Raw genomic sequence first — 24,737 nt, forward strand, 5'->3', positions numbered from 1 at the left:
ATTAAATTGATGAATAAAGGTGATTATACATGTTCACAGCCACAAATATTACAGATTACGAACAATTAAACAAGACTTTGAAAAGCCTGCTCGAAGATGAAACAGACAGAATAGCAAATTTATCAAATGCTGCGAGCCTGCTCAATTTCTATTTGAAAGATATCAATTGGGTCGGCTTTTATTTATTTGAAGAGAAATCCAACCAGCTTGTGCTGGGACCATTCCAGGGACTGCCGGCATGTGTAAGAATTGATAACGGTAAAGGCGTTTGCGGCACAGCATTCAGAGGCAATGACGTTTTCGTCGTTGATAACGTGAATGAATTCCCGGGCCACATCGCGTGTGATGCCAACAGTAAATCTGAAATTGTCGTGCCTATTTATAAAGATGGAGAACCGATCGGCGTTCTTGATATCGATTCACCTTTCTATGAGAGGTTCAGTGAAGAAGACCGCGCCGGTTTGATTGCTTTTGTAGATGTTTTAAAGAATTACATTTAACACCTTGACTTCTATCTATATATTATGTAGAATAAGCTATTGTGTAAATGAACGGATTAAGTAGCTTACAATCATTATATGCCAGTATATGGTTCCCGATAGTTGGTATGTGTTGCGTAACCAATGCTATGAGGCGAAGGCACTTTAAATCATATACCCATATGGGCGGTTGTTACCTTATGATGTTTATTGCATAAATAAAACACAATAAGGAGGAGTCATTATGGCTCGTTTTACAGGTTCAGTTTGGAAAAAGTCCCGTCGTCTTGGTATCTCCCTGACAGGTACGGGTAAAGAGTTGGAGCGTCGTCCGTATGCACCAGGTGACCACGGTCCGACACAAAGAAAGAAAATTTCAGAATACGGTCTTCAGCTTCAGGAGAAGCAGAAGCTTCGTTATATGTACGGAATCAATGAGCGTCAGTTCCGCACAATTTTCGAACGCGCTGGTAAACTAAAAGGTGTTCACGGTGAAAACTTCATGATTCTGCTTGCATCACGTTTAGATGCAGTGGTATATCAGTTAGGTCTTGCACGCACACGTCGTCAGGCACGTCAGCTGGTTAACCACGGCCACGTAACAGTGGACGGCGGTCGTGTGGATATCCCTTCATACCACCTGCAGCCAGGTCAGACAATTGGTCTTCGTGAAAAATCACGTAACCTTGACATCGTTAAAGAAGCAGTTGAAGTGAACAACTTCATTCCTGATTATTTAACTTTCGATGACGAAAAAATGGAAGGTTCTTTCGTACGTTTCCCGGAACGTTCAGAACTTCCAGCTGAAATCAACGAACAGCTTATCGTTGAGTACTACTCAAGATAATAGAGTTTTATTTTGTCTAAGGCTTGTAAACATTGACTTATCAATGCTTGCAGGCCTTTTCTTATGCCTTTTTACAAATGCTTAAAATGTTTAATTATATCTATTTATCTTTTCATTTGGGGCTGAATTGGGGCCGTTTTGGGGCTGAATTAAAAATACTCGGGCAAGAGTTATATTATATGGTTTAAGCATCCGCCCAGGGTGTTTATTTTTGTTTAATTCGTAGTATTATAAATGAGGAATATAAAATAAAGGGGAAATGTAATGGATGAGAAGCGACATGAACTATTTTCAAAGGCACATCGCGCAGAAAAACGAGGACATAAAGAGCGGTTTGATACGTACTACAAAATGATCGTTAATCAGGACTTAAAGTTTGAATATGAAACGTATAAGTTGTTTGCACCGAATGATAAAACAGAAGAGAACGATATTGACCTTATATTTTAAACACAAAAACACCCCTCCGGTTTCCAGCCGTGAGGGGTTTAATCAATTATATATAGAAGTTCAATATTGTAATTTAATTATAACATACTCACTATTTATACAAACTCATATCCGCCATTTCCAGTAGCACTTTTCCAGCAGCGATCCTTTCACACTTCTCCCCTTCTTCTATATCATCCAAGTACAAATAGTAATCAAGGATTGGCGCGTAAATTTTTATCTGACCTGATTCGTTATGTATTACTTTCTGTGTAGATCCCCTTACAACATAAATCGATTCTTCCATCTTAATGTCAAACTCGTCTAAATCTGATAACAATTCAGGAAACAATTGTTTGTACTCACTTGTTATATCTTGTTTCATTTCATCCCCTCCGATTTAAATATAGCAGAATATAAATGGTGAGGGAACATAAAAAAGACCCCTCAAAAGGGGTCATAACGTTCGTACTGGGGTCAAAACCCCTATTGAAATTATAAATATCTAGAGTCTCATTGCTCTTTGTAATATTTATTATATTACTAATTTATATAAAATACAATCAAAAGATATAATCTAAAGTGATTTCTCTAATATCTTCAAACGTTGATTTAGCTATCTGTATAGAACCTGAAGGGTCAAATCTATTGATTTTTTTCACTCTAAGCTTACTAATAGTCTGTATGTTTTTAAATGCTACAAATGATTTTTTATCATACTTATTGTACTGTTTCAATACATCTTTTACTAACTCTCTGCTTTTCTTTTGCTCTGTCAACTTCGCTTGTACTCTCCCTAAATTTTTCAATAAATCTTCTGTATGATCATTAATTATTTTTTGTGCATCATCCTCGAATTCATCAACATTACCAATCATTTCTAAACATAGTTCAACAGCAGTCTTATCTTCAGTATTTAAAGAAAAATCTTTTGCTGTTTTGACAATTTGTTTATTTGTTTCAGATAGTTCTTTTCTATATTTACTAACACTTTCATCAATGCTGGTTAAATTACTAGTTAAATGTTTGATGGTATTATTAAATATTGAATCATTAATTCCTAACACATGATTATTAGTTTTAGAAGTGAGTGGGATAACCGTTATATTCCCATTTCTTTTGTTGTCATTTTTATTAAGAGTAATTGCGAAATGAGGCTTAGAAAACTCACTACCTATATTTATACCAAAATCAACGAATATTAAAGAACCCGGTTTATACATATCATAATGTTTTGGAATTCTATCATCTACATATCTTTTATGCCATTTACATGAAAACTCTAATGATTTTACAAGGTGCCACATATCTTTATGTTTTCTATCAACAATCTTTTTATATTCTACCGCTACCTTGTTTATCCTTCTGTAATTACTAATAACTATCACTCTCTCAAATATGTTAACTAAATATTACCAGTTATTGATTAGCAATTAAAGGCGATAATTTACGTGTAAAGAAACATTAGGGGAATAAGAAATTTTTGCACCCTTCTTTTTATGTAAACCGCCAGTGAGGGATACGAGGCCCGTGGCGGTTATTTTTTGAGAAAAGTTGAAGTTGAATCTACATAAAATAATTTGTGGTTTAATTTTATTTTTACGTTATTTGCGTTTGCTCCTAAACGATAATTTAAACGCTAATACACATCACATCCTTTAAAGAATGATCGTTATTATTTATAAACGTGTTGAGGTCTAAAGCGTTCGTGCCATATCCAATCATTTGCGCCATGACCGGAGCTTCTACCAGTGTAAATCTTCAACCAGCCATTGCGTTGTTGGAAGATATAAACGGTGGCGCCCGGTTGAATATCGTAACCCGCTCTCCGATTAAAGTTATTACCACTGCGGTTTCTAACTTGAGCGCCCAAGCTATCGACAGTACCTTTTGCATAAGCCGTGGATGAGAGCGGTCTGTTTTGACGGCCATTAAATGTTTTTGATTTGCTAGCTTTTTTTGTACTACTGGATGAATTAGGCTTTGTTCCGCTGAATGCTGGTTTTGTATTTGAAACATCAATATTGTAAGGATTTAAACCGACACATGTAAAATTCCACGCGTTTAAAGATGCGAAGTTTTGCACTTGAACATGCAAATGAGAAGCCATACTCACACCTAAGTTATTAGATGTGCCTTGATGTCCGACTAAATCGCCTTTTTTAATTTCTTGTCCGACCTTTAGAAAGTTCAGAGGATTTTTATTCAGGTGACCTAAAATCAATTGTCTCGCATGGCCTTGTCCGTCAATAAAGCCGAGGACCGTTGTCCATCCAAATGTATTCCACCCAGTACCACGCAATACGACTGCGTTGACCGGGCTACCGATCCTTACACCGTGTCGTTTCGCACAGTCAAAGGCTGCATGCACACCATTACAATAAGCATCCACATTTGCGCCGTATGCATACAGCTGACGGACGCCAAATCCGCCGGGTTGTTTAGTGGGGTCAGAAGTCATCCGCCATCCGTTAATCATAAATTGATTGACAAGATTATTTTTTACTGCCATCGTCGCCACCTCCGCCGTACTTCTCATCTTTATTCTTTTCTGTCGGGTCGAATGTATCCGGCTTTTCCAGATATGGATTTTCGTCTGGTTTCATGTTTTCGACTTCTTTTTCTTTGCTCATTTCAATCGCTCCTTTTATTTAAATTTGCATAAAAAAAAGCAACCCTTCGGAATTCCGAATAGTTGCCTTATTTGAGACCTTCTTCTTTTAATTTCTTGTTTTGCTTCTGTGCTTTCTTACCGGAAAAATGGTTTTTGTAAATCGTGTAGCAGGTATAACCGAAACCGGCAGCAGCATATAGAAATACTGCGAATGAGTTAATCACTTCTTCGGTGAGCCACTCGACCTGGTAACCCACCAAACCGGCAAACGCTGAGAATGCCAGGAGCATACCCGCAAACTGGTTGATGAGCCCCTTCTTTTTGTCAGATTGCACCTCCTGGTCAATCCTCGTCTCGTCTACTGTCTTCTGTTCTCTGTTCATCTGCTTCGCCCTCCTTTTCAAGTATTTTATTTTTCTTATGCTCTTCGCTTTCATCAACCTGATTCAAGATTTCTATAAATAGTGGGATTGAAACCAGACTCATGACACCAAAAGCAACATTGGGATAGTTGATCAGGAAACTCGCTGTAATAAAAAAGTAGTATATCAATCCGATGATATGGACGGTGATGATAATTGCATATCGCTTTGTAAACAACGCCAGGAAAAATAATACTGAGACGGTCAAGCTGATCCACGCCAAATTTTGCTGACTCCCCACCATCTGTATATATGTCGCATATACGCTGTCTGCTTTGTTTGTGCTGCCGTCAAAAAATAAGTTGGGATCTACGGTCAACGTGAACCACATGTAAGCCGTAAAAAACATCAATCCGATTTCATTCCATTTTGGTTTTCGCATTTTTAATCATCACCTCCTACAGGAAACCCAGCTGCGCGAGGATGTATGTAACAATCCCGCCCACAAGAGCTGTAATACTTGCTTTTTTAATCAACTTTCGCGTTTCTGCTCCGGATTCAACAATTTTATTAACATCCTTTTCGACGCTTTCAATTTTTCTATAGTCTTCTTTTAGTTGATTGATATCTTTTTTTTGTTCTTTTAATCGATGATCATGACTATCCAAATTACTGTCGATGTATCTGAACATTGCCCTCAGAGCCACGTCCTCCACCTTATCTAAAAATTGTTTAATCACATTCGCACCACCCCACTTTGTTAAATTAAAAAAAGTGGCTACTTCTCAGCAGTCACATGATAACTAAAACACCACACCTACAATCTGGTAATATTGAAATTACAGAAAGTGAGGTGAATAGTGATGAGTAATAAATATCCATACAAATTTGAACATAGCGGACCGCATATCAATATCAAATTACCAAAAGATTTACCTCTATCAGAAGTTGATAAAAAATTGATAAAACAAAATTCGGATGAAATTATTATGGAATATAATTATCCGTATGGTTTATCAATGAGAACTACAACTAAATCTGATATTAACACCATCGAATCGACACACCCAGTAGTAGAAAAAGATGGCGTATATTATTTTGATATGTGATTCGATAACCGCCATACAGGCGGTTTATTTATTACACTCAGATATAACCATTTCGTTACCGTCCTTATCATACTGAATCACTTTACTGCCTTTTTCATCTACTACGGTTTTAAACTCATTTTTTCCACCAGCACTTAAAACTGTTAATGTAGCCATAACTATCCCTCCTTAAATTAAAAAGAGCCTACTCTTCAGTAGACTCCTCTTCTTCTTCTTCCTCTTCTTCTTCATCCTCTTCCACACCTAGATACTCTCTGACGATTGCTTTATATTCGTCTGGGGCGTTTGCGATGGTGTGGACATTGCTTTCTGCGGATGACACTCTATAGCAGTAGATGTCCAATCCTAACTCTTTGTAGATGTTATTTAAATATGCTGCCACTCTATTTGCAGTAGACGCATCCTCATAACTTCCCCCCTCCATCTCGCTGCGGTAACTAATCGCACCTGAAATATTACTCACGTTCATAAATTCGACTGTGCGGTTACGCTGACTTACTTTCGCTACATAATACTTGTCTGTTCTGTCTGTTAGATTTGCCATAATTATTCTACCTCCTGATATTGTGCTTCATCAACTTCTTCTACGTCGTCTGATGATGGTGTGTCTTCATACGCTTGCAACCTTTTCAACGTATCATCATAAAGCGCCTGATAGGCAATCGCCAATTCTTGTGCTTCGCTGTATCTCTTCATCAGCAGCGCAAATTCTTTTTTGTAGTTTCTTTCCATTTAAAACTCCACCTTTGTAATTTTTGGTTTCGCATCTTCTTCTTTAATGAGCGCACCTGTGCCCCCGAAACTATCTTCGTTTTCATATTCATCTAAATAATTAAAATACTCTTTTTCGTCCATAAAGTCATCTTTATATTCTTTTTTAACTTGTAATTTACCATTTTGAAAAAATATCTTGTGAAATTGATAGGCGACATGTTCCTCCACAGGTAACACTTTGTCGTAAGATTCATTAGGCACTACACCTCTGCCCGCTTGAACTGGATAATAGTAATCTTCATCTTCTGCATATTTAAAAAGAATAATAAACTCCATATAAATCCTCCTTTAACCATGAAATCGCATCATCAAGCGCCTGAATCTGATGTTGTCGTTACCCCCGGAGTCACTCACTCTCATTTGAGTGTACAGTTGTCTTAATTTTCCCGTGGGTCTTCCCAAATCCAGTGTTAAATCTATAAAATACGGGTTGCTCTGCGAGTCCTCGCTCGGACTGACGTATGCAGCTGATGAAATATTCGGCGACTCGCTGAATGTAGTTAACCTCACATTTCCTCCATAAACAGGGAACGTGCCAGGTCGGTGCATATAAGCGTAGCCTCTAATATTCACGTACCTCGTCGTATGATGAAAATAAGTCGCATCTGCTGTCGTGTAATGGCTATTGCTCGTTGTATAATACGTCGCTGTGATGCCTACGCCAGCCGCGTAAAATCTAGGTTCGGTACTTGCGTAAGAAAAATCCCATTGAGGCATGCCGTTGTTTATTATGTTGAACCCGTCCGGTCGTTTTATTCGATAACCACCCTCAACTTGTCCTGCGGAGTTTAACAATGTTGTCATGTTCAATTGGTTTGTGTTTATTTCAATCGCCTGTATATCTCTCGTAAATTGAGACTTAGAAGTCAACGTCGTCACATACGCATTACTCGCAAATATCTTGTCAATCAAAGCGTGAGACGTCTTGACGTGATCCGCATCAATTACATCTGCATCCAAATAATTTGTAACGATGTGGTTGATGTCTCCTCTAACTGCATCGAGTGACAGCGCTCTAATATCCCCAGCCACGTTCATGTCCGCAGATATATTCATGCTTTCCGTAATAACATCGACGGCTGTCGGATTGACGGATATAATCGATGCCATCCGCCAACTGCTGATTTGTTGTGAGCCGATTAAAATTCTATCGGCCTCGACGATGATATCCGACTGCTGAATCAACTCACTGCCGTCAATGTCCGCCAGGCTCGACACGGATTGACGAATGGCATCCACTTCCATTTCGAATTCAGAATGAGTGACGTACGCCCCGTCCAGTTCTTCAAACACTCGCATATTAATTCTATCTGCCAATTGCTCAACTCTGCTCAACGCTCTGACAATCGGTGTGGCAGTGTCTCCGAATTCCAACTTCATGTTTATCCTATCTTCGATATGTTCCATCATTTCCGGGCCGATATTAAAACCGCTCAAAGGTTCTAACGATACGTAAATTCTATCGCCATCTGCATCAAACGAAACTTCGCCGCCCCTTTCAACCAGACGGTATGTCTGCATTGCGGCTCCTCTGTAAACAAAAATCCGAATTTCTCCAATCCGAGATAGACTCACCGAATTGTCATGGAACGTATATCTCGCGCCTTCCACAATCGGAATCGGATTTATCAATCGGATGCCATCACCGTTGTTGTTTGGATTGCCGGTCGTCCAAAAACCACCCTTTTCCCAAGCGTTTGCGCTCATTGGAATCAGGTTTGTGCCGATTTCTGAAACATCCGTCAGCCACACCTTACTCGTAATGGCGTCGGTGTTAATCCCGAGCTGTGCGCCTTGCGAGTTGAGTTCGCTGTCCAACGAGGCCACGGTTGCGGTAATGTCGTCATAGCTGATGGATAAGTTCCCGATATCCGTCTCATTCTCGCCCACCCGACTCACTAAAGCCTCAATAATACCCGATTCGACTTCAAACTGTCCTTGTGTGACGTAATCCTCTTCGATGTTGGAAACAAGCGCGCTAATAGAGTCTACGGACTGGTCAATCCTCGACATCTCACCCGTTAAATTTTCATCTAAATTGGAGACGGTCGTTTGAATGCCTGTGATGTCCGTATTGATACTCACAATATCCGTGTCAATCCCGTCTGTGCGTGTGATTAACGCGGACAAGCCGTCTGCCGTGGCTGTCAGTTCCGTCTGTGCCGATTCAAGGCCTTTTTCCGTGCCACTCACTCTGCTAAGGGTACGTGTCAATTCCTCCGCCGTGGATTCCGTAAGGTTACTCCATTGTGTGATGTCATCGTCGTGTAGTTCTGTTTTCTCTTGGAGCAAGCTGATGGACTCTGCATCGGCTTCTAACTGCGTATCAAACTCTGTTATCTTATTCTGTATCGGCTCGATTTCCGTACGGTTGAGCTTGGCTTCGAGTTGGCCGTCGATAAATTCGATTTGCTGATTGAGCGTGGTGATTTTAGCTTCGGTGTCTTCGGGGGCGGGTTGGTAGTCCATCAGCACATTACCCTTCATCAACATTAAATCGACCGGATAATTCCCTACCGATATTCTTGTAAAGCGTGCGTTTTCAGGTGCAGTGAACACCTCGCCTTTTTTATCTGGGTCACCTATGAAAATAACAAACAAAAAATTACGCTCATTGTCATAAAAACCTATTCTCAAGTTTTCATAGGCACGCTCTGTTTCTGGAGTCTGTTCAGCAGAAAAGATATATTCTGTATTTGCTTTTATCGGTATGAAATCTGTTATTTTATGCGTGTTGGAATTTCCTACAGCGCCTGATGCGTTTATGACATAACCGTTCGTTATGCCGGACTTTATAATTAAATTCCGTCCCCCAACCTCAATGCCGTCAATGCTCGCTTTCGCATCATCCAATTGACTTTGCAAGTCATCCCTTGTATCGCTTAAATCCGATTCAACAGTGCCGAATCTGGCCAGTGCATCGTTTTGCCACTGGTTGATATCTCCGATGGAGTCACCCACATCATCGATGCGCCCGACAATATCGAGTACATCCTCATTGATGCCGGAAATTTCATCGTCTATGTCCAAGATATTAATCTGCAAGTCGTCGATTAGACTTTCGTGTCGGTCGGAAAAAGATTCAAAGTCATCTACCATCCGCTGTTCCGCCGCCGCAATTTCAGCATAGGCGTCGATTAAAGCCTGTTCGTAATCTTCCCACATCTGCGCCACTTCGCCGTCAAAGCGGGCATCAAAGGCGTTTTTCAACTGCGTAATTCGACTGTTGACCGCCCTTTCATTGCTTTCTCTTTGACGACGGGCAGAACGTTCCACTTTCGTTTCCTTAAAGTGTTCATAATCGCCTAAAACCACTTCAGCATCTTGTGGATTGAGTAGGTCCACGCTGATTTTATGCACCCTCGCCCGGAAGTAGATGCCGTGCTCTCTACGAACGATCAGTACGCTATCCCCGATGTTCACATTGCCGATGTCAGCCACCGTGGCTGTAAAGATATATTGTGGGCGTGATACCCGTTCGTACTCCTCTATGCCGGCTTCAATCAATTCATTGACGTTCTCGATGTCCTCGAATATGACGTTCGCATGTTTCGGCTCATTGTCAAAGTTTCCGTAGTTCGCTGTAATATCCGGGTCTTCGAGGTATCGACTGCCAAGCGGTGAGATAACACCGTTACGGTTGATATTCCGGTCGCTGAAATTAATCCGCCTGCCGTAGCCGTCGCCCACTTCTTCACCTTTACCGTGGACAGCTAACTTCGTCACAATCTCGCTGTAGTCCACGTCATATTGTAATGATGGTGTGTTCGGGCCGAATACAACTCGTTTTGGCTTATCCTCGCCCAGACGCTTTTTAAAGTGGACATTTAAGCCGTTGACCTTTTGACCGTCGAATAGTATTTCCGGCTCAAATTCCAGTCGGAAGTTTTCGACCACAAACTCGACAACCTCCATTGGGGTCGTCCAGTAGAAGTTCGTACTTAAAATACCCGTCGTGTCTGTGATGACCGGATGCCATCTGGTGTTTGCACCAATCGTCTGATTGAGGATAAACGCCGCATCCCGATTTTCAGGGCGGACATCCTCGACTAAACGGCCATAAATCATGTCACTAAAGAATATATGATGCCCGATAATCGTAACGGTCTCTCCGTCGTGAGATTCTTCCACACGTCGGATTTTATCAACGTGGAATTTATCCTTGACGTAGTAACCGAAATGGTCGATATCGTCATTTAAAAAGGACTTAGCATAAGCCAAATCCATTTCAAGAGTCATCATTTTTAAGTTGTTCATTTCATCTTCGTGTTGTGCTCTGTTGATATTCTCGCTCGTCACAATCTTTTGTAACTCTAAATCGTTATTCAAGAAATAAATCATAGCAGCAACTCCTTATACGTGAGCCGAGCTTGTGCGTTCTCACCACTGTTCGTCAGTACAACCACATCACTATCCTCGATACGGAAATCCTCGAATGCACTGTCAAAGCGTAATAGATTCAATCTATCCAGTCCGCTATTAGTCTCATAGATACGTTCATTCGGGATATCAATCGTTAAATTCGACGGCAGGTTTCCCGTCAGACGGATGCGCCTGAACGAGTCGCCGGATATGGACACTTGAACGTCGTCACCCGTTAATCCTGTGAGTTCGATTAACGGCGTGACAGGCAATTGTGACTTCGTGTTGATCGTGACTGTTTTGTTTGCGGTTTGTGTGCGCTCGATGTCGTAGAATTTGTGTGAGTACCGACTAGAAAATTGCAGTTGTATTTCTGTAAACTTATCGAAAAACGGCGGAATGTAATAAGGTCCGCCAAATTCTCCGAGAAAATACCAATCAGTATCTTCCGGTTCGAATCTGGACGGACCATCTGCCATCAACAATCTATTTAATCTGTCTGTAACTTCGTCTCTCGTTATTCTATTATTATCAGTCGTTAAAATGATAGGCACTTCAAAATCAAACGGCTGGTAAATATGTCTGATTCTATTTCTTAAATTTGAATGCGTTGTTTCTCGATACTGTACATTTTTCGTGAAAGAAGGGAACACAAACCCTTCTTGAATTGCAAATAAATCATCTGTTTTACCATTGTACGAAAAGTTCAATATGTCCCCTCCTTAAATTGCAAGTGTTCTATCATCTTTGTATTTGTTGATGCCATCAATCATATCTTTGATAAATACAACATTTTCTTTCTTCTCAATCACTCTTGATGATTCAAGTAATTGCAATGACAATTTGTTCTGTTCAGTGCCTAACAGCCTAATAATTTCTTTCAATGATTTAACTTCCTCAATGAGTATCTTAATTACATTGTCTGAATTTCCACTTTGTTGACCGCCACCCATATAACTCAAAGCTTCCATCATCAATTCGATGGAGCGACTTCTATTCGTGAGTGGCAATATCATTTCCGGTTTATTGCCCTCAGCACCTTCAAAGTAACCGTGCTGATTGATTAGCCCGCCGTTCTCATAACTACCGAGGTTTCTTAATTTTGGCAACGGGTCTTCAGCGTTTAAATTCCCCGGTGCACCCGGCATATATTGAGTGTGCAAGTGCGCGCCGGTCGTCCAATTCCCGCTGTTCCCAGTGGTCGCTATGCGCATTCCGGCTGTGACAGAATCGCCCACAGACTTCATGACATTACTTAAGTGCATAAACCACCAGTAATCGCGGCCGGCTTTTACTTGCATTGACAGACCACCGCCGAAGTCGTTCCAAACACGGTCAACAATACCGTTGATTGGAGAGAGTAACGGGTCAAACACGTGATGTGTATCTAAACCATAATGTATCCCGTTATTAAAGTTGATACCTGCCGGGTATCTGCCAAAGTGCGCCGTAATTGGCTTTCCTAAAATATGTGAGCCGTCGCCGGTAGATGATGACTGTTCAAAGAGTTCTTTGACTTTGTCAATCATTCCAGAAGACAGACTATTGACCATACCCGAGCCGAGTTCTGTTACGGCTCGAATGCCACTGAATGACGATTCGCCGATAAGACGATTAATCAAAGCAGCGGGATCGTCCATATACTCGTAAATGTCATCTATCATGCTGCCGAATGAATGACTCACCTTAGCGACTTTGTTTGAACCGCTGACCGACGGGCTGTAAATGTTCGGCATGAGTAGGTCCATGCCGGAGCCAACTGATGTAAGGTCCGGATTGTAAGCATACAGCCTATCCAGCTCTTCTTTTGACTCCTGATTACTTTGAACTTTTGCGCCTTGTGGGAAGTCCGGCCAAATGACATTGCCGTCCACCATGTAGCGTTTTTTGTCGGGTAATTCAACGATTTCAGCAGTGTTTGAAGCCGAGCCGCCGATTGAGTTCCCCGGTCCTTTATCGCCTAAGAGTGCATGACCACCCTTGTGATAGTCTGTACCGGACGAGTAAGGTGAGATCGCTTGGTTGCCGCCCGGACCAACTCGCCCTTGTGAGTGCCCTCTGTTTGTACTTCCAACAGTACGCATTGGTGGCAGTCTGAATGAGATTCCGAGCGCTTCAGGTATCTTATTAAATTGCTCTCTTAACCAGTTGATGCCATCGATAACGCCATTCGCGATGTTTCGACCAATTTCTTTTGACCGTGTCCACGCTGTACTTGAAAGAGTACTAAAAATGGTGCCAAAATTACGTTTGAACACTTCCCAAGTCGATAATATTTCACCGGTTTCTCTATCAACGATGATGCCGTGTTCTCTCGCTTGTTCACTCGCCCAATCTAACACGTCATCGTGTCTATCTTCGGCAAGTCGAGTTGTTTCAGAATATTCAAGTTCAGCACCTGTGATGATTGCGTTCTTTTGGTCCTCTGAAATTGTGCCGTGATTCTCATACTGATCGATTGCCCACTCTACTGTTTTATCGCGCTTTTCTTTTGCTTCTTCAATGGTGCGCTCTTTCGCTTCGATAGAATCCTTTACCATTTCTGAAGTCATTTCTTGCGAAATCGCTGTATTGTTATTTTTAATACGCCCCATGATCGCTTCTTGTTCAATTTCGGACTCTGACAAATTGTCGGCAGTTGCAATATTATGGTCCTCTTGAATACGTTGAATCGCTGCATAACCTTCATCAGTGATTTCGCCATTCGTCTCGAATTCATTTTCAATGACGTCTTGAATGCGCTGATGCTTCTCATCGAGCATTGTTTCCTCAGTGTTGTAATGCGTTTCAAGGTCAGTAAGGATGTTTTCTTTGTCCTGGTCAGTAAGTGTCTTAATGCCTTCCAGTCGCTCGGCCGTTTGAGTAAGTTCAGATATTTTACGTTCTTCAAGCCGGTCTTTCGCTTCAGTATGCATGGTGTCGTAATCTTCTTTGAGTTGTTCAATTTGTTCCGCAGTGAGTTCATCTTGAGACGACCACAATTCTTCAAGCGAGGCATATGCCTCTTCGCTAAATTCAGCATAATCTTCAATCATCGCTTGCGTTTCTTCCGAAACGACATCTGAAAAACCTTCGATGGTTTCTTGACCCTTCATGTGTTCCTCATAAAAACCGTCAAAGAAATTGACCGTGTTATCCCATGTATCGCTCATAAATCCACTAACGCGGTCCCATCCACGCCCGACAGACTCTGTAAATGTCACTGTTTCGCCGCCCAGCGTCTCTAAATCTCCGACCATCCAGTCAACTAAATTTCCAGTTTCCTCACCTAGCCAAGATAAACCTTCCCAAGCCGCTTCAAGGGAATTAACTAAGCCCTCGCCAGTCAAGGTGACAATTTCATCCACAATCGCTTTGAAGCTTTCCGATTTGTTGTAAGCGACAATCAAACCGCCGACAAGCGTTGTGCCGAGCGCCGCAGCCGCAATACCAACCGGACCGCCCAACGCACCGAGAATGCCACTCAGTCCACCAAGCTTACCAACTAAGCCAGTACCAGCTGCCGCCGTGCCGACCTTACCACCGGTAGACGATGCAATACCGCCAAACGATAGCAGTGCCTTGCCTGTGCCACTTTTAATACCAATCGCCTTCAGTAGTCCGCCGAAGCCTTTGCCGACTGTCGCAAGTGCGCCGCCCAATCGACCGAACACGCTCAGTACCGGTCCGATGGCGACAGCAAACAATCCGGCTTTCCATAACAGTTCTTGCTGCCAGTCGTCGAGTTCTTGGTACCATTCGACGACATCTTCGACTGAGTCTTTGACCTGAATGAATGTTTCGCGCAATACTTCGCCAGTTTCACGCGCCCATTCTTGTGCCTCATCAGATTTAAGTAACTCAATGAATTCTTCAACAGATAGCTTAGATTCCTGGAACACACCTTCGAGTAAAGACTGGCCTAAAATACCGACATACGCCTTTGTATTTTGCATCATGCCTTCCCAAGATTTCGCATATTCTGTCGCCATGTCGCCAGCGAACTCATCCATTACATCCAAGAACTGTTCAGTGGTGATTTCGCCGTCACGCAACATTTCATACATTGCTTCAGAACTGACGCCGAGATTGTCTTGAATCGCAGCACTGAAGCCAGGCATCCGTTGAGAAATCATGTCGAATTCATTGCGGGTTAAATTTCCCTGGTCAATGACTCGCGCGAAGATCTGTTCCATCTCCTGGAATGTGCCGTTTGAGCCGGCCACCGCACCGTCGAGTATCTGAATATATCGCGTGAGTTCTTCGCCTTCTTCCACACCCGCCGCCATCGCGGTCGCCGCAGCAGTCGTCGCTTCGCCCATCGTGAGCATGCCGCCCTCAAGGGCATCAGTAAGTTGATTCGATATTCGTTCGACATCTTCAGTCTCGTAACCTAAACCGCGCAACTGCGCCTGCGCAGTGTCGATGTCTACGAGTCTGCCCCAGCCGAACGCCGCAGTGATACCACCGACAGCAGTAACAACACCTAAAGCCGGCATTGTAATATTCCGAGTGAGAGAATCACCCACTGTGGTTGCCACACCGCTGACACGTTCCAAACCATTAGAAAAGCCGATAACTGCGTCACCAGACTTTGTCCAGTTCGATTCAGCTATCGACTGCTCGATGTGCATCTGTTTCATTTCTTCAGTGTAGTATTCGACGCTGTTTGCGAGTTTATTATAGTCACGTTCAGCACGGTTTAAAGAGACTTCAGCGTTATCCAGTTCAGTGCGATTTTTCGTCACTTCATCATTCAATTCAGCAAACGCCGTTTCCGCTTCACGTAATGCAGTTTCTGCTTGTACAAATTCTTCAGCTGTCGCATCTGTCGATTGCATTAAACGGTCCATTTCACGTTCTGCTGAAGTGAGTTCGCCGGACGTCTTATCGAGTGCTTTTCTGTTTGTATCGTACTCTTTAGATAAGTTTTGATACGCTCGTCTGTTCTCGCCGACAATCTTCTCTTGGACTTCCATCTTCGAGTTTAAACCTTGCAGAGTCGTATCGTACCTATCGATGGACCGCTCGCCACGGTCGAATGCAGACAGTGAACGGCTAAATTCACTGTTCACACGGGTCATTGTCCGATTTAAACCGGACAGCCCTCTATCGACACCAGCCGTGTCTAAGCCTAACTCTATATTAAATCCTCTGATTACATCTGCCATGTGCTTCCTCCTTTCCTATAAAGATTTTATGAAGTCAGCACCACTCATCACTTTTTCGGATTGTTTATCTTTTTCCTTACCGATGACGAGCCGCATTACCTGCTCGTACGGCTGACTGTTCACCTCGTTGAGTGTCCAGCCGTACTCTTTGACGCAGTATTGCCGGATTTTATCGAGATTTTCTTTCCATTCTTTTAACGTGATTGATTTCTCTTTTTTTTATCATCTTCGTCGATGTCTGGAATCGACGGATCAATTTGTCTGAATATCTCATTTAAAGTACGTTGATAATCTTTCGACTTAATACCGTTTCGAAATTCTTCAGCAGTAAATGAGTCGTACGGCTTAAACAATTCGACCAGGTAATCAATCACGATTTCGTCTTGTTTCCGTTCATTCTCGCGGAAGTCAAAGTCTGCGATTTCCTTACGGTCGAGTGTCGTGACTTTCCTTTGTAGTTTTGCGATTTCCTCTTTCATATCCTTGAACGTTTCCATTTCTTGAAACGTCGTGTCTGGTCTTGAATGCTTTTTAACTGAGTCGTCGTCTTTGGTAAATTTAATTTCTATCATGGTTGGGTATCTCCTTTAATTTCTAAATTTATTACATGCGGTCTAATTCTGAAGAGTTGCCATATGAGCATGTATAAATAAATACATTTTTGTTCATAACGTGCACTAATTCATCTGAGTAAGAGCGTTCATAAAATGCTAGTTTTTCAACGAATGATTTATTGGGAATACAGATAATCTCTTGAACGCCTTCAGCTTCGATTCCAACAAAAATATAATCACTTTCTTTCTCTTGCGCCTTTTTAAATACATCTCTTAAATCTTCTTTGGATAATTCCACATTGAACACTCCTAAAAATTAATTTAAAACAAATAAAAAAAGGCAGTCGAAACTGCCTAATTATACTGCCGGCTCTGTTGGCGCGCCTGGGAATACTGATTGTCTCCACTCGTCAAAGCCTTCGTCACCTTCAAAGTCACCGTAAACCACACGTTCACCGCCGATTTCCGTATTCTGCCATGAGCCGGTCAATGCTGTGTTGGAAGGTGGGTTACTACCGTCTTGCGTTCTTGTGTTGACTGTAATCTCATTCATGCCCATTAATCCTTTTGGCAGGGCCATGTAAAACGGTGTGCCGTCTGCATCTTCCGATTTTGCAATCATTGCAACGAATGGCGGGTCTGTGTTCTCACCCATCCACGAAGCCTTACCGTCTACTTTTTTACCGAGTACTTTATTTAAATCTTCTTTTGGTGGGTTAAACGTGTTAAATGTCGATGTCACTTGTCCAGTACCTTTTTTCGACTGCCATACGACGCCGTTTGAAGCTTCCACACGCACAACCTCTTTTTCAAGCCCGGTAATCGTTAAATCGACTGTACCGCCCTTTTCATCTCTCCATACAAATGTGTCAGTGATCGTTTCGCCTGCTGCATCAAATACGCCGACTTCAACCTGGTCAAATCCTACTGTTGTTGCCATATATAAATTCCTCCTATATTACTGATTTTTTATAGTTCAAATGTTGCGGTGTACCAATGAAATTGACGGACTGAACAAACCGTTGAGTTTCCTCAAACCATTCATCAAGCCCGCCATTCTGTGGGTACATATTAAATTCTTGCATCATTACTTTTCGTACTGCTTTATAGAGTGCTGTAACATCATCAAACGTGTACGCTTGCACATCAATTTGATAGTGCTGAGATTCAGCCACAAACGTGTTACTCATACCCGATTCAAGCGCTGGTGGCTCTAAGGGTGTCACGATGATAAATGGCCCGCTGGTGTCATGTGGTTCAACGTAAGCATTCATTTGTGTTTGTGGGTTATCAATCAACTCTAATACTTCATCCGACTGTGAAAATGCCGTGAGTAGCTGTTCCCAAAAGTTCATCGCGACAACTCCTTTTCGACCGCTCTAAAGTATGCTGTTTGTGATTGTCTTAAAGCACGGGCAATGGCGCCGTGGCCTCTAGGCGTGTAGCGTTTCCCGTTCCGTGTATAGCCTTTTTCGTTCAGATGAATAATCCTGAAACGATCCTTCGGACCTTTCCAATAAATATAAAGTTTTAATGTGCCTGTGGTCGTTTCAACGTTTGAAATCTTCATTTCATCTAATGTCGCGCCTGTGTCCCGAAAGCTCATCATAGATTGTTGCATGTTTTTATAGACGATTTTTGCGCCTTCCTGCATGCCTTTTCGAGCGCGATTCTCCGCAATCTCTTTACCGATTCTTTGTTCGATTTCGACCATCATCTCTTTGACACCAGTCACTTTAACTCCCATAAGCCACACCCACTAACTTTAAAAGGCCTTTTTGTTTGGCCGGTGCAATGCTTTGGATGTTGAAAGTCTTACCGGTGTACATAATATCCTCAAGTTCGAACCAGTGTTTATATTCCGGAATGTAATCTTCTCGGGGGTGCGGAATCAAGATCGTAACCACAAATTCAGCGTTTTCAGTATTGACCACTTCATAGTCTTTAATGCTGCCCTCATAATGTTCAGCCATACAGAAATAGAGTTGTTCTTTTTCTGTGTCGCCACCGGGACCCCAACCACCGCCACCTTCTACATAAAATGTAACAGGTGTGTTGAGGTCGCCGGATGTGGTTTCAGGCCTCTGATAATGTCTGTTCGTCGGAGTCCTCATCAGGTGTCAACTCCTTTAAATTTCTATTTGAAAAGTTCATCACCATACTCATAAAGTTTTCATCGAAATACTCGAGAGCATCGTTCATGTCATATCGAGTACGATTGAACACCAGCTCTTTGCCTTCGTTTTCTTCATCCATTGGAAACTCTCCACATTTTCTTGATAAAAAAATATAAGAGTTTTTCATGAGTCTTTTAATATCTTTGTCTTTATGAGAATAATAAATGTTACGACTGAGTTTGAATTCTTTTACAATATCATCTGTGATTTCCATTGGTCATCACCTACTTTTTTAACGCTTCGATATAGTCAACCTTTTTAATGGCGCCGTCTTTTCCAGTGCCGTTAACGACAAGACCTTTGTCATCCGCCATTTTCTTTAACTGCTCGAATGATTGTTCATTCAATCCTTTTTCTTGCACTTCACTTTTTTTCTCTTTCATCGTTTTGATTTCTTTTCCGGATAAATATCCTTTTTCGACAAGTTCATTCACTCTGTCTTGTGCGCCTGTGAATTTATCACCTTTGACAAACACCTTATTTTTCTCTTTTAAGCCTTTGAATGGTTTTAACACTCTGCGTTCATAAGTTTTTTCAGCCATCTATAATTCCTCCTTTAATTTAAAATAAAAAGACACTCTTTCGAGTGCCCTATACTTCTGGAACTGGTTCTTCAATGCCACCAAGTGGCGCAATGTTCAAGTCGTACACCGCTGAAGCTTTGTTATCCACCGGCATACCGTGCGCAAAGTGCTTCGTAATAAATAAGTCCATGTCTTCCATTGCAAATGTCTGGTCGTATTTCTTAATCGTTACATTACCAGTGTGTACCGCTTCATAACGGTTACCAGCCAGCGCAACGACCTTACTTGCCGGAACACCTTCAGATGCAACGACATTGATGTTAAATGGTAGCGAGGTTACCCATGCGCCATTCTGTGTTTGCATAGTGTGTTGTGCTTGTACAAGGAACTGATCTTGTGGATTGACAACAAGAGACACAGTACCTGCAATGTTTGTTGGTTTACCGTTCTCTTTTGTAGAAAGGTTTGTCATAACGTGAGCCAATTCGTGCGCTGTTGTTTTTGAATCGGCGAAAGTTAATGAACCGAGTGACGTTTTATCTGTCACCGTACCTGCTTCCAAGTCGTAATCTTTCGTCATACCGATTGGTTGGTTAACCGCTGAACCACCACCATTTACAATCCCTGCTTCAAGTCGAATACCAATCGCTTCAGACAGTTGTGCTCTAACAAAACGTTCCACCCATTCCGGGCCGAACTCAATTAAGTCTTTCGGTACTAATGCGAAAGCTGTCAATTTGTTTTGAGAGAAGTTAACCACTTTGAAGTCTGCATCGATTTGACCTTGAATTCTACCGAAAATCTCACCCCATACAGCCTGACCGGACGGGTCAGCAAGCACCAGTCGAGTATTTAAACCGGATAACTGGAAATTGATTCTCGCAAGTAATGGACGCGCTTGAACGATGTCATCAAAGACGCGTTCAATGATTGTTTCGGGTAAAATCTTTTCTTCTTTATATGTTTCAGTGTTCGGGTCTACCATTTCATTAAAGAACTTACGCTCTTTGTTTGTTAGTACGTTTCTGCCACGCGCAATTGCAATATTCGTGTCGTCTGTACCATTCTGTGCTTCACGGCGTGCCTGATCCATGATATCCTCTTTAAGAGTTTCAGAGTAAGCCGTCATGTATTCACCGTGTAGATTTTCAACCACTTCAGGCTCTGCACCCTCTTTAACTGCTTCGTAGTATTCTGCGCGTTTTGCTTCCACTTTTTTGTGAAGATCGTCCTTGAATTTAATTACCATATTTTTATACTCTCCTTATTTTTGAATTAAAAATAGAGCCTTTTCTTCGGCTCTTGTTTTTGGGGTTCTATATTATTTTTTATTGATTTAATCTCGTTTTGCATTGTGGACATCATTTCTTTGAACTCTTCCATATCAGTAATGTTTACGTTAACTGATGCTGTGACAGGTTCGCCCTCTTCCGGTTCTTCCACTTCCGCTTGCTTGCTCGATTTCTCATCCGCAAAACCTTTATCAACTGCTTCATCTGCTGTAAACCACGTTTCACCAGTTAGTAGCTCATCAAGCTCTGTCTTGTCAATGCCTGAACGTTCGTTGTAAATATCAACAAGCGAACCATCGATAGTATCGAGTGCATTGAGCGCTTTTCTGATTTCTGTTTTATCACCCCATGCCAGCGTGGAAGCCTGGTGAATCATCATTGATGAACCAGTGTCCATAATCACTTTATCGCCAGCCATCATTATGATGGATGCGGCGCTTGCTGCAAGTGCTGTCACTTCAATTGTGATGTTCGACGGGTGGTTTTTCAGATAGTTATAAATTTCAATGCCAGCGAATACATCGCCGCCACCTGAATTTAATCTGACTCTTATGGGTCGGTCTACATCGTCGAGCGCTTCAGCGACAGATTGAGGGTTGATAGTATCAACGCCCATAATCATGTCAAAAATATCCGGCTCTCCGACAAATCCTGAAAGTGTGAGAATATGTTCATCTTCTGTCGTTTCATTTTTGAATTTGTACTTTAAGCCATTTTCAATGAGTTTCCGTTTCGTCATTCATTCTCACCTCCTTCATCGTAATCAATTAAGTTCGCTTCGTCTGTTTCATCATCTTCATCTGCATGCTGATAGTTTCGAGTTATCAGGAACTTATCCATTTCAGGATCATCCACCCTTTCATCCCCGAACTTCTCACGAACCTCATTTCGGCTGTAAACACCACTTGAAACAAGCTTGTCTCCGGCAGTCGCATTCCTTAACGGATCAATGCGGTTAATACCATAAATCGTAATATGCTGACCGTTGAGGTACTCATGTACTTCAAAAAGTTTCGCGTTCAATTCATCCGAAATCATTTTCGATAATGGATTGATACAAAAATTAATGTATGCCTCCATCGTGTTTTGCAGGTCTGCGGTGTCACCGTGTATAAGATTTACTGGAATCCCAAGAATTTTAGCCACATCATCGATTAAATCCCGTTTTAACTTCACTAAATTATTAATGGATTCATCACGTTGAGCGCTTGAATTTGTTAAGTTTTCCAACTCGATACCTTCACTCAAAGGAGCAAGTGCGACTGAGTTATTTTCGAATATCTCGCGTAATCTGCTCACTTGTTTTTGTTGTCTGTTGAATGTTTCGTCATCAGCTGTCCCGCCATCTTTAAATTTAAATACACCGCGGAACTGGTTGAAGCGCATACTGTTTTCGAGCATCTGCCCGAACAACTTGCCGTAATCGCTGTACAGTTCATCAATAAATGACGAGAGTCGTTCATTGTTGTAATTGAGATATAGAACATCGCCCATCGCGAAACTGCGTTGATAGGTGTAATCCTCAATCATCACATCAGTGAAGACGTCTTCGTATAATGCATATGTTTCGCGATTGAAAGAATCGGCAATGACTAAATCCTCTGTATCAGTTTTGATGACCAATACTTCATTTTCATGAATGAGTTTATAAACGAATCGCTGCCAAAAGTCCGATGCGCTGGAGTCGGTATTCGGACGGACATTTAACTTGTGATAGAGCGTATCTCTATTAACACGTTTGTCATTCATGACTCTGAACTCACTGTTTGCAATGGTCCTTGCGATATAATTGATACAGATATTGAGCGCGAGTCGTTTTAAATACACTCTGTTTGTTGTTTCAATAAGGACCATATCGCCCATTCGCATTTTCTTTTCGCCAGTTTTAAAAAAATCTAAAATCTTCACACTGTTCATCACTCCTTTCAATAAAACTATCCAAGCATCCTGTCCAATGCATCCATTGACTTTTTGATATCCTTTTGAACGATTTCATCACTTTTGAATAATGCATGTAAGAATGCGTGAAAGCCGTCTGTTTTTCTGCGGATGGGGTCCTTCTTGATGTATTCTTTGTTGCCATCCTTCTTAATCTTGACCGCGGTATTTTGTGTATTCCACCGCATCAGCGGATTATCGCCCCAGATGACTTGATGATTATTAAATATCAATTCAATGCGCGGGGACATTTGAGCATGTACGGACGGCATATAGTTGAGTGGCTCTAATTCAAATGCAGCATCTTCAAATGCCTTTCTTGTAATGTCGTATCGAAATCGGTCTATCATGACCTTGTGCACTCGGATATTGAGCTGCTTCATTTCTTTCTGGACCCACTCGACAAGTAGTTCAGGGTCAATTGTCGGCCGGTCTACAATCGTTAACAGACCGTCTTTCTCCCACTCTTTAATTGGTGGTTTCAACTTCACTTTGTCCAGGAACCCTTTACGTGCGAACTGATGAGAGTGCCATACATAATCGTTATCAATCCTAAATAAAAAGCCGACCGCTGCGAAGTCTGTCGTATTCGCATAGTCGACGCCGACGATTGCTGTTCGATTGTTTAATAAAGGCATTGGTCGATTGGCCTTCATGATGTTATCAAAACTGGTTACCGTCGCTGTCGGGTCTTCTTCAGGTAGGTTCATCCGTTTGGTAATGAACTCAATCATTCCCGAAGGGTCATATTGCAACTTCATGAACTCTTCATGGATTTCTTCAAGTAATATTTCAGCATATTCACTATGCGGCGGCTCGAGCATCGGATTGGATTTCGGCCACAAGTCCGGGTTCTCATATTCTTCGCGTTCATCAATTTTACAGATGAACGGGAATAGTTTTGATTCTGGATGTTCGCCGTCGAGTATCGATTCGGCAATACTCTTTTGCATGTCCATATAGCCATCGCGCACATAACCTTCTGTACCGATATAAAATGTTCTTCCATCTCGGACTTTACCCAGCCCGGAGCGGAACACGTTGATCAGTTCAGACGTTTCATATTGGTGTATTTCATCAAATACTAAAAAACCTTGCCGGCCCCCGTCTTTCGTGTTCGGATTGGAGGTGGCAAAGTCAAATATTGCACTGGTTGATTTTGACAGTGTTTCTGTTTTGGTTGACGGAAATAGCTGTCTTAACTTTTTGGAACGGTCATTATTGATTGTGTTGTGAATGTCGTTGTAGCTCGTTTTCGCCTGCTTCTCGCTGTTCGCGACAACTGTGCCGTGATAATTATCCACGCCGTGCAAGCCGGAAATGAGATAGTGTGCGATACCAGATATCAAACCGTTCTTACCAGCACCGCGCCCCATCACCCAAAGAAACTCTTTATAATAGGCACGACCATTTTTCTTATGATATAAAAATATAAATGCGATTAAGAACTTTTGAAACGGCCGTAATTTAAAGTGCCAACGCTCGATGAAAGTGATGCATTGTTCAATCTGATCATCATCGAAATACAGCTCACCAGACTTTACTTTTTTGAATATGGTATTGTCCAAATGCTTGAATAATTTGAAGCGGTCCAGATTGATTATCTTTTTATTTCTATTGCAGTATTGAATGTAATCCGTCACGTAATGATTAATCTGTTTAGTGCTTTTCTCAGGTTTCATTCTAATAAATCACTATTCGATATTTCGGGATGCGACTCTTCTTTGATGCGATATCTTTCGTGTTCTTTGACGTGACGGTCTATTTCTTTCTTTAGATTAATCAGTTGTGCGTTGATGTTTTTTAGATCATTGATAAGAGGGTGTGCCTTCGTGAACTCTTGCTGCCCATTCTTAACAGTAACCGTGTATTCTTCTTTTCTTAATATCGTTTGCATCTTTCTATACATCTGAACGAGTTGCACATATCGATGTACGTTTTCCACGACTGAATAATTATTTTCGTCGATGCGTTCCATGTAATATTCTCTGATATGTTTTAATGCAATCGCCACTTAACACCCCCCCTTCCTTTTCGACCCCCTACATGAGAGTTTTCTATAGTAAATTTGGAGAGTTGATTCCCCTCCACCGGTTCCCCATCCGAAATATAAAAGCAATTCGGTT

31 protein-coding genes are annotated in these 24,737 nt (G+C 41.8%); 4 read left to right on the plus strand and 27 right to left on the minus strand.

Going from position 1 to position 24,737, the window contains the following annotated elements:
* Positions 1-29: 29 nt before the first annotated feature.
* From BO48_RS02800 to BO48_RS02810, 3 genes are all read left to right on the plus strand, one after another.
* Positions 30-500 carry a GAF domain-containing protein gene (locus BO48_RS02800; protein WP_496365916.1) on the plus strand — a complete coding sequence of 157 codons (471 nt, stop codon included), beginning with the start codon at positions 30-32 and terminating at the stop codon, positions 498-500.
* 223 nt (positions 501-723) lie between these two features.
* The gene (gene rpsD / locus BO48_RS02805) at positions 724-1,326 is read left to right on the plus strand and encodes a 30S ribosomal protein S4 (RefSeq protein ID WP_496365917.1); all 603 of its coding nucleotides are present in this window, start codon (positions 724-726) and stop codon (positions 1,324-1,326) included.
* Positions 1,327-1,590: 264 nt separating this feature from the next.
* Positions 1,591-1,776: a hypothetical protein gene (locus tag BO48_RS02810; RefSeq protein WP_496365918.1), complete on the plus strand. Its 186-nt coding sequence runs from the start codon at positions 1,591-1,593 to the stop codon at positions 1,774-1,776.
* 91 nt (positions 1,777-1,867) lie between these two features.
* Here BO48_RS02810 and BO48_RS02815 read toward each other — a convergent pair whose 3' ends face one another.
* From BO48_RS02815 to BO48_RS02845, 7 genes are all read right to left on the minus strand, one after another.
* Positions 1,868-2,140 (minus strand): hypothetical protein, encoded by a 273-nt coding sequence (locus BO48_RS02815; RefSeq protein ID WP_496365919.1) that lies wholly within the window; start codon positions 2,138-2,140, stop codon positions 1,868-1,870.
* 178 nt (positions 2,141-2,318) lie between these two features.
* Positions 2,319-3,143, minus strand: coding sequence for a hypothetical protein (locus tag BO48_RS02820; protein ID WP_496365920.1), 825 nt, complete (start codon positions 3,141-3,143; stop codon positions 2,319-2,321).
* A 287-nt stretch (positions 3,144-3,430) separates the two neighbouring features.
* Positions 3,431-4,267, minus strand: a complete 837-nt coding sequence (locus BO48_RS02825; RefSeq protein WP_496365921.1) for a M23 family metallopeptidase — start codon at positions 4,265-4,267, stop codon at positions 3,431-3,433.
* Positions 4,251-4,388, minus strand: a complete 138-nt coding sequence (locus tag BO48_RS02830; protein ID WP_496365922.1) for a hypothetical protein — start codon at positions 4,386-4,388, stop codon at positions 4,251-4,253. Before BO48_RS02830 ends, BO48_RS02825 begins: the two co-directional genes overlap by 17 nt.
* 67 nt (positions 4,389-4,455) lie before the next feature.
* The gene (locus BO48_RS02835; RefSeq protein ID WP_496365923.1) at positions 4,456-4,752 is read right to left on the minus strand and encodes a hypothetical protein; all 297 of its coding nucleotides are present in this window, start codon (positions 4,750-4,752) and stop codon (positions 4,456-4,458) included.
* Positions 4,712-5,173, minus strand: a complete 462-nt coding sequence (locus BO48_RS02840; RefSeq protein ID WP_496365924.1) for a hypothetical protein — start codon at positions 5,171-5,173, stop codon at positions 4,712-4,714. The genes BO48_RS02835 and BO48_RS02840 overlap by 41 nt, the downstream gene beginning before the upstream one ends.
* A gap of 16 nt (positions 5,174-5,189) precedes the next feature.
* Complete coding sequence (locus BO48_RS02845) at positions 5,190-5,471, minus strand: hypothetical protein (RefSeq protein ID WP_496365925.1); 282 nt, start codon at positions 5,469-5,471, stop codon at positions 5,190-5,192.
* Between the two features lie 123 nt (positions 5,472-5,594).
* Between BO48_RS02845 and BO48_RS02850 the strand changes: the two genes are divergently transcribed.
* On the plus strand, positions 5,595-5,840 hold the full coding sequence (locus BO48_RS02850; RefSeq protein WP_496365926.1) for a hypothetical protein: 246 nt from the start codon (positions 5,595-5,597) through the stop codon (positions 5,838-5,840).
* 24 nt (positions 5,841-5,864) lie between these two features.
* Here the strand turns inward: BO48_RS02850 and BO48_RS02855 are convergent, their stop codons facing one another.
* The 20 genes from BO48_RS02855 to BO48_RS02950 form a co-directional block, all read right to left on the minus strand.
* Complete coding sequence (locus BO48_RS02855) at positions 5,865-5,996, minus strand: hypothetical protein (RefSeq protein WP_496365927.1); 132 nt, start codon at positions 5,994-5,996, stop codon at positions 5,865-5,867.
* A 28-nt stretch (positions 5,997-6,024) separates the two neighbouring features.
* Positions 6,025-6,384: a hypothetical protein gene (locus BO48_RS02860; RefSeq protein WP_496365928.1), complete on the minus strand. Its 360-nt coding sequence runs from the start codon at positions 6,382-6,384 to the stop codon at positions 6,025-6,027.
* Between the two features lie 2 nt (positions 6,385-6,386).
* A complete protein-coding gene (locus BO48_RS02865; protein WP_496365929.1) occupies positions 6,387-6,572 on the minus strand; it encodes a hypothetical protein in 186 nt (61 codons plus the stop codon).
* Positions 6,573-6,890 (minus strand): hypothetical protein, encoded by a 318-nt coding sequence (locus BO48_RS02870; protein ID WP_496365930.1) that lies wholly within the window; start codon positions 6,888-6,890, stop codon positions 6,573-6,575.
* A gap of 12 nt (positions 6,891-6,902) precedes the next feature.
* The gene (locus BO48_RS02875; protein ID WP_496365931.1) at positions 6,903-10,955 is read right to left on the minus strand and encodes a phage tail spike protein; all 4,053 of its coding nucleotides are present in this window, start codon (positions 10,953-10,955) and stop codon (positions 6,903-6,905) included.
* Positions 10,952-11,686 carry a hypothetical protein gene (locus BO48_RS02880; protein WP_496365932.1) on the minus strand — a complete coding sequence of 245 codons (735 nt, stop codon included), beginning with the start codon at positions 11,684-11,686 and terminating at the stop codon, positions 10,952-10,954. The genes BO48_RS02875 and BO48_RS02880 overlap by 4 nt, the downstream gene beginning before the upstream one ends.
* A 12-nt stretch (positions 11,687-11,698) precedes the next feature.
* Positions 11,699-16,126 (minus strand): tape measure protein, encoded by a 4,428-nt coding sequence (locus BO48_RS02885; protein WP_496365933.1) that lies wholly within the window; start codon positions 16,124-16,126, stop codon positions 11,699-11,701.
* 194 nt (positions 16,127-16,320) lie between these two features.
* Positions 16,321-16,698: a hypothetical protein gene (locus tag BO48_RS02890; protein ID WP_496365934.1), complete on the minus strand. Its 378-nt coding sequence runs from the start codon at positions 16,696-16,698 to the stop codon at positions 16,321-16,323.
* Between the two features lie 31 nt (positions 16,699-16,729).
* Positions 16,730-16,978, minus strand: coding sequence for a hypothetical protein (locus BO48_RS02895; protein WP_496365936.1), 249 nt, complete (start codon positions 16,976-16,978; stop codon positions 16,730-16,732).
* Between the two features lie 60 nt (positions 16,979-17,038).
* Positions 17,039-17,620: a major tail protein gene (locus BO48_RS02900; RefSeq protein ID WP_496365937.1), complete on the minus strand. Its 582-nt coding sequence runs from the start codon at positions 17,618-17,620 to the stop codon at positions 17,039-17,041.
* 13 nt (positions 17,621-17,633) lie between these two features.
* Complete coding sequence (locus BO48_RS02905) at positions 17,634-18,035, minus strand: DUF3168 domain-containing protein (RefSeq protein WP_496365938.1); 402 nt, start codon at positions 18,033-18,035, stop codon at positions 17,634-17,636.
* Positions 18,032-18,427 carry a hypothetical protein gene (locus BO48_RS02910; protein WP_496365939.1) on the minus strand — a complete coding sequence of 132 codons (396 nt, stop codon included), beginning with the start codon at positions 18,425-18,427 and terminating at the stop codon, positions 18,032-18,034. The genes BO48_RS02905 and BO48_RS02910 overlap by 4 nt, the downstream gene beginning before the upstream one ends.
* Entirely contained in the window at positions 18,417-18,794 is a 378-nt protein-coding gene (locus BO48_RS02915) for a hypothetical protein (RefSeq protein ID WP_496365940.1), read from the minus strand. Before BO48_RS02915 ends, BO48_RS02910 begins: the two co-directional genes overlap by 11 nt.
* Positions 18,757-18,936: a hypothetical protein gene (locus BO48_RS02920; RefSeq protein ID WP_496365941.1), complete on the minus strand. Its 180-nt coding sequence runs from the start codon at positions 18,934-18,936 to the stop codon at positions 18,757-18,759. The genes BO48_RS02915 and BO48_RS02920 overlap by 38 nt, the downstream gene beginning before the upstream one ends.
* Before the next feature lie 145 nt (positions 18,937-19,081).
* The gene (locus tag BO48_RS02925) at positions 19,082-19,399 is read right to left on the minus strand and encodes a hypothetical protein (protein ID WP_496365942.1); all 318 of its coding nucleotides are present in this window, start codon (positions 19,397-19,399) and stop codon (positions 19,082-19,084) included.
* A gap of 49 nt (positions 19,400-19,448) precedes the next feature.
* Complete coding sequence (locus BO48_RS02930) at positions 19,449-20,630, minus strand: phage major capsid protein (RefSeq protein ID WP_496365943.1); 1,182 nt, start codon at positions 20,628-20,630, stop codon at positions 19,449-19,451.
* Between the two features lie 26 nt (positions 20,631-20,656).
* A complete protein-coding gene (locus tag BO48_RS02935) occupies positions 20,657-21,412 on the minus strand; it encodes a head maturation protease, ClpP-related (protein WP_496365944.1) in 756 nt (251 codons plus the stop codon).
* Complete coding sequence (locus BO48_RS02940; protein WP_496365946.1) at positions 21,409-22,581, minus strand: phage portal protein; 1,173 nt, start codon at positions 22,579-22,581, stop codon at positions 21,409-21,411. The genes BO48_RS02935 and BO48_RS02940 overlap by 4 nt, the downstream gene beginning before the upstream one ends.
* Before the next feature lie 26 nt (positions 22,582-22,607).
* Positions 22,608-24,293, minus strand: coding sequence for a terminase TerL endonuclease subunit (locus tag BO48_RS02945; protein WP_496365948.1), 1,686 nt, complete (start codon positions 24,291-24,293; stop codon positions 22,608-22,610).
* Entirely contained in the window at positions 24,290-24,625 is a 336-nt protein-coding gene (locus tag BO48_RS02950; RefSeq protein ID WP_496365949.1) for a P27 family phage terminase small subunit, read from the minus strand. Before BO48_RS02950 ends, BO48_RS02945 begins: the two co-directional genes overlap by 4 nt.
* Positions 24,626-24,737 lie beyond the last annotated feature (112 nt).

The sequence above is a fragment of the Lacicoccus kunmingensis DSM 17847 genome (assembly GCF_059568765.1).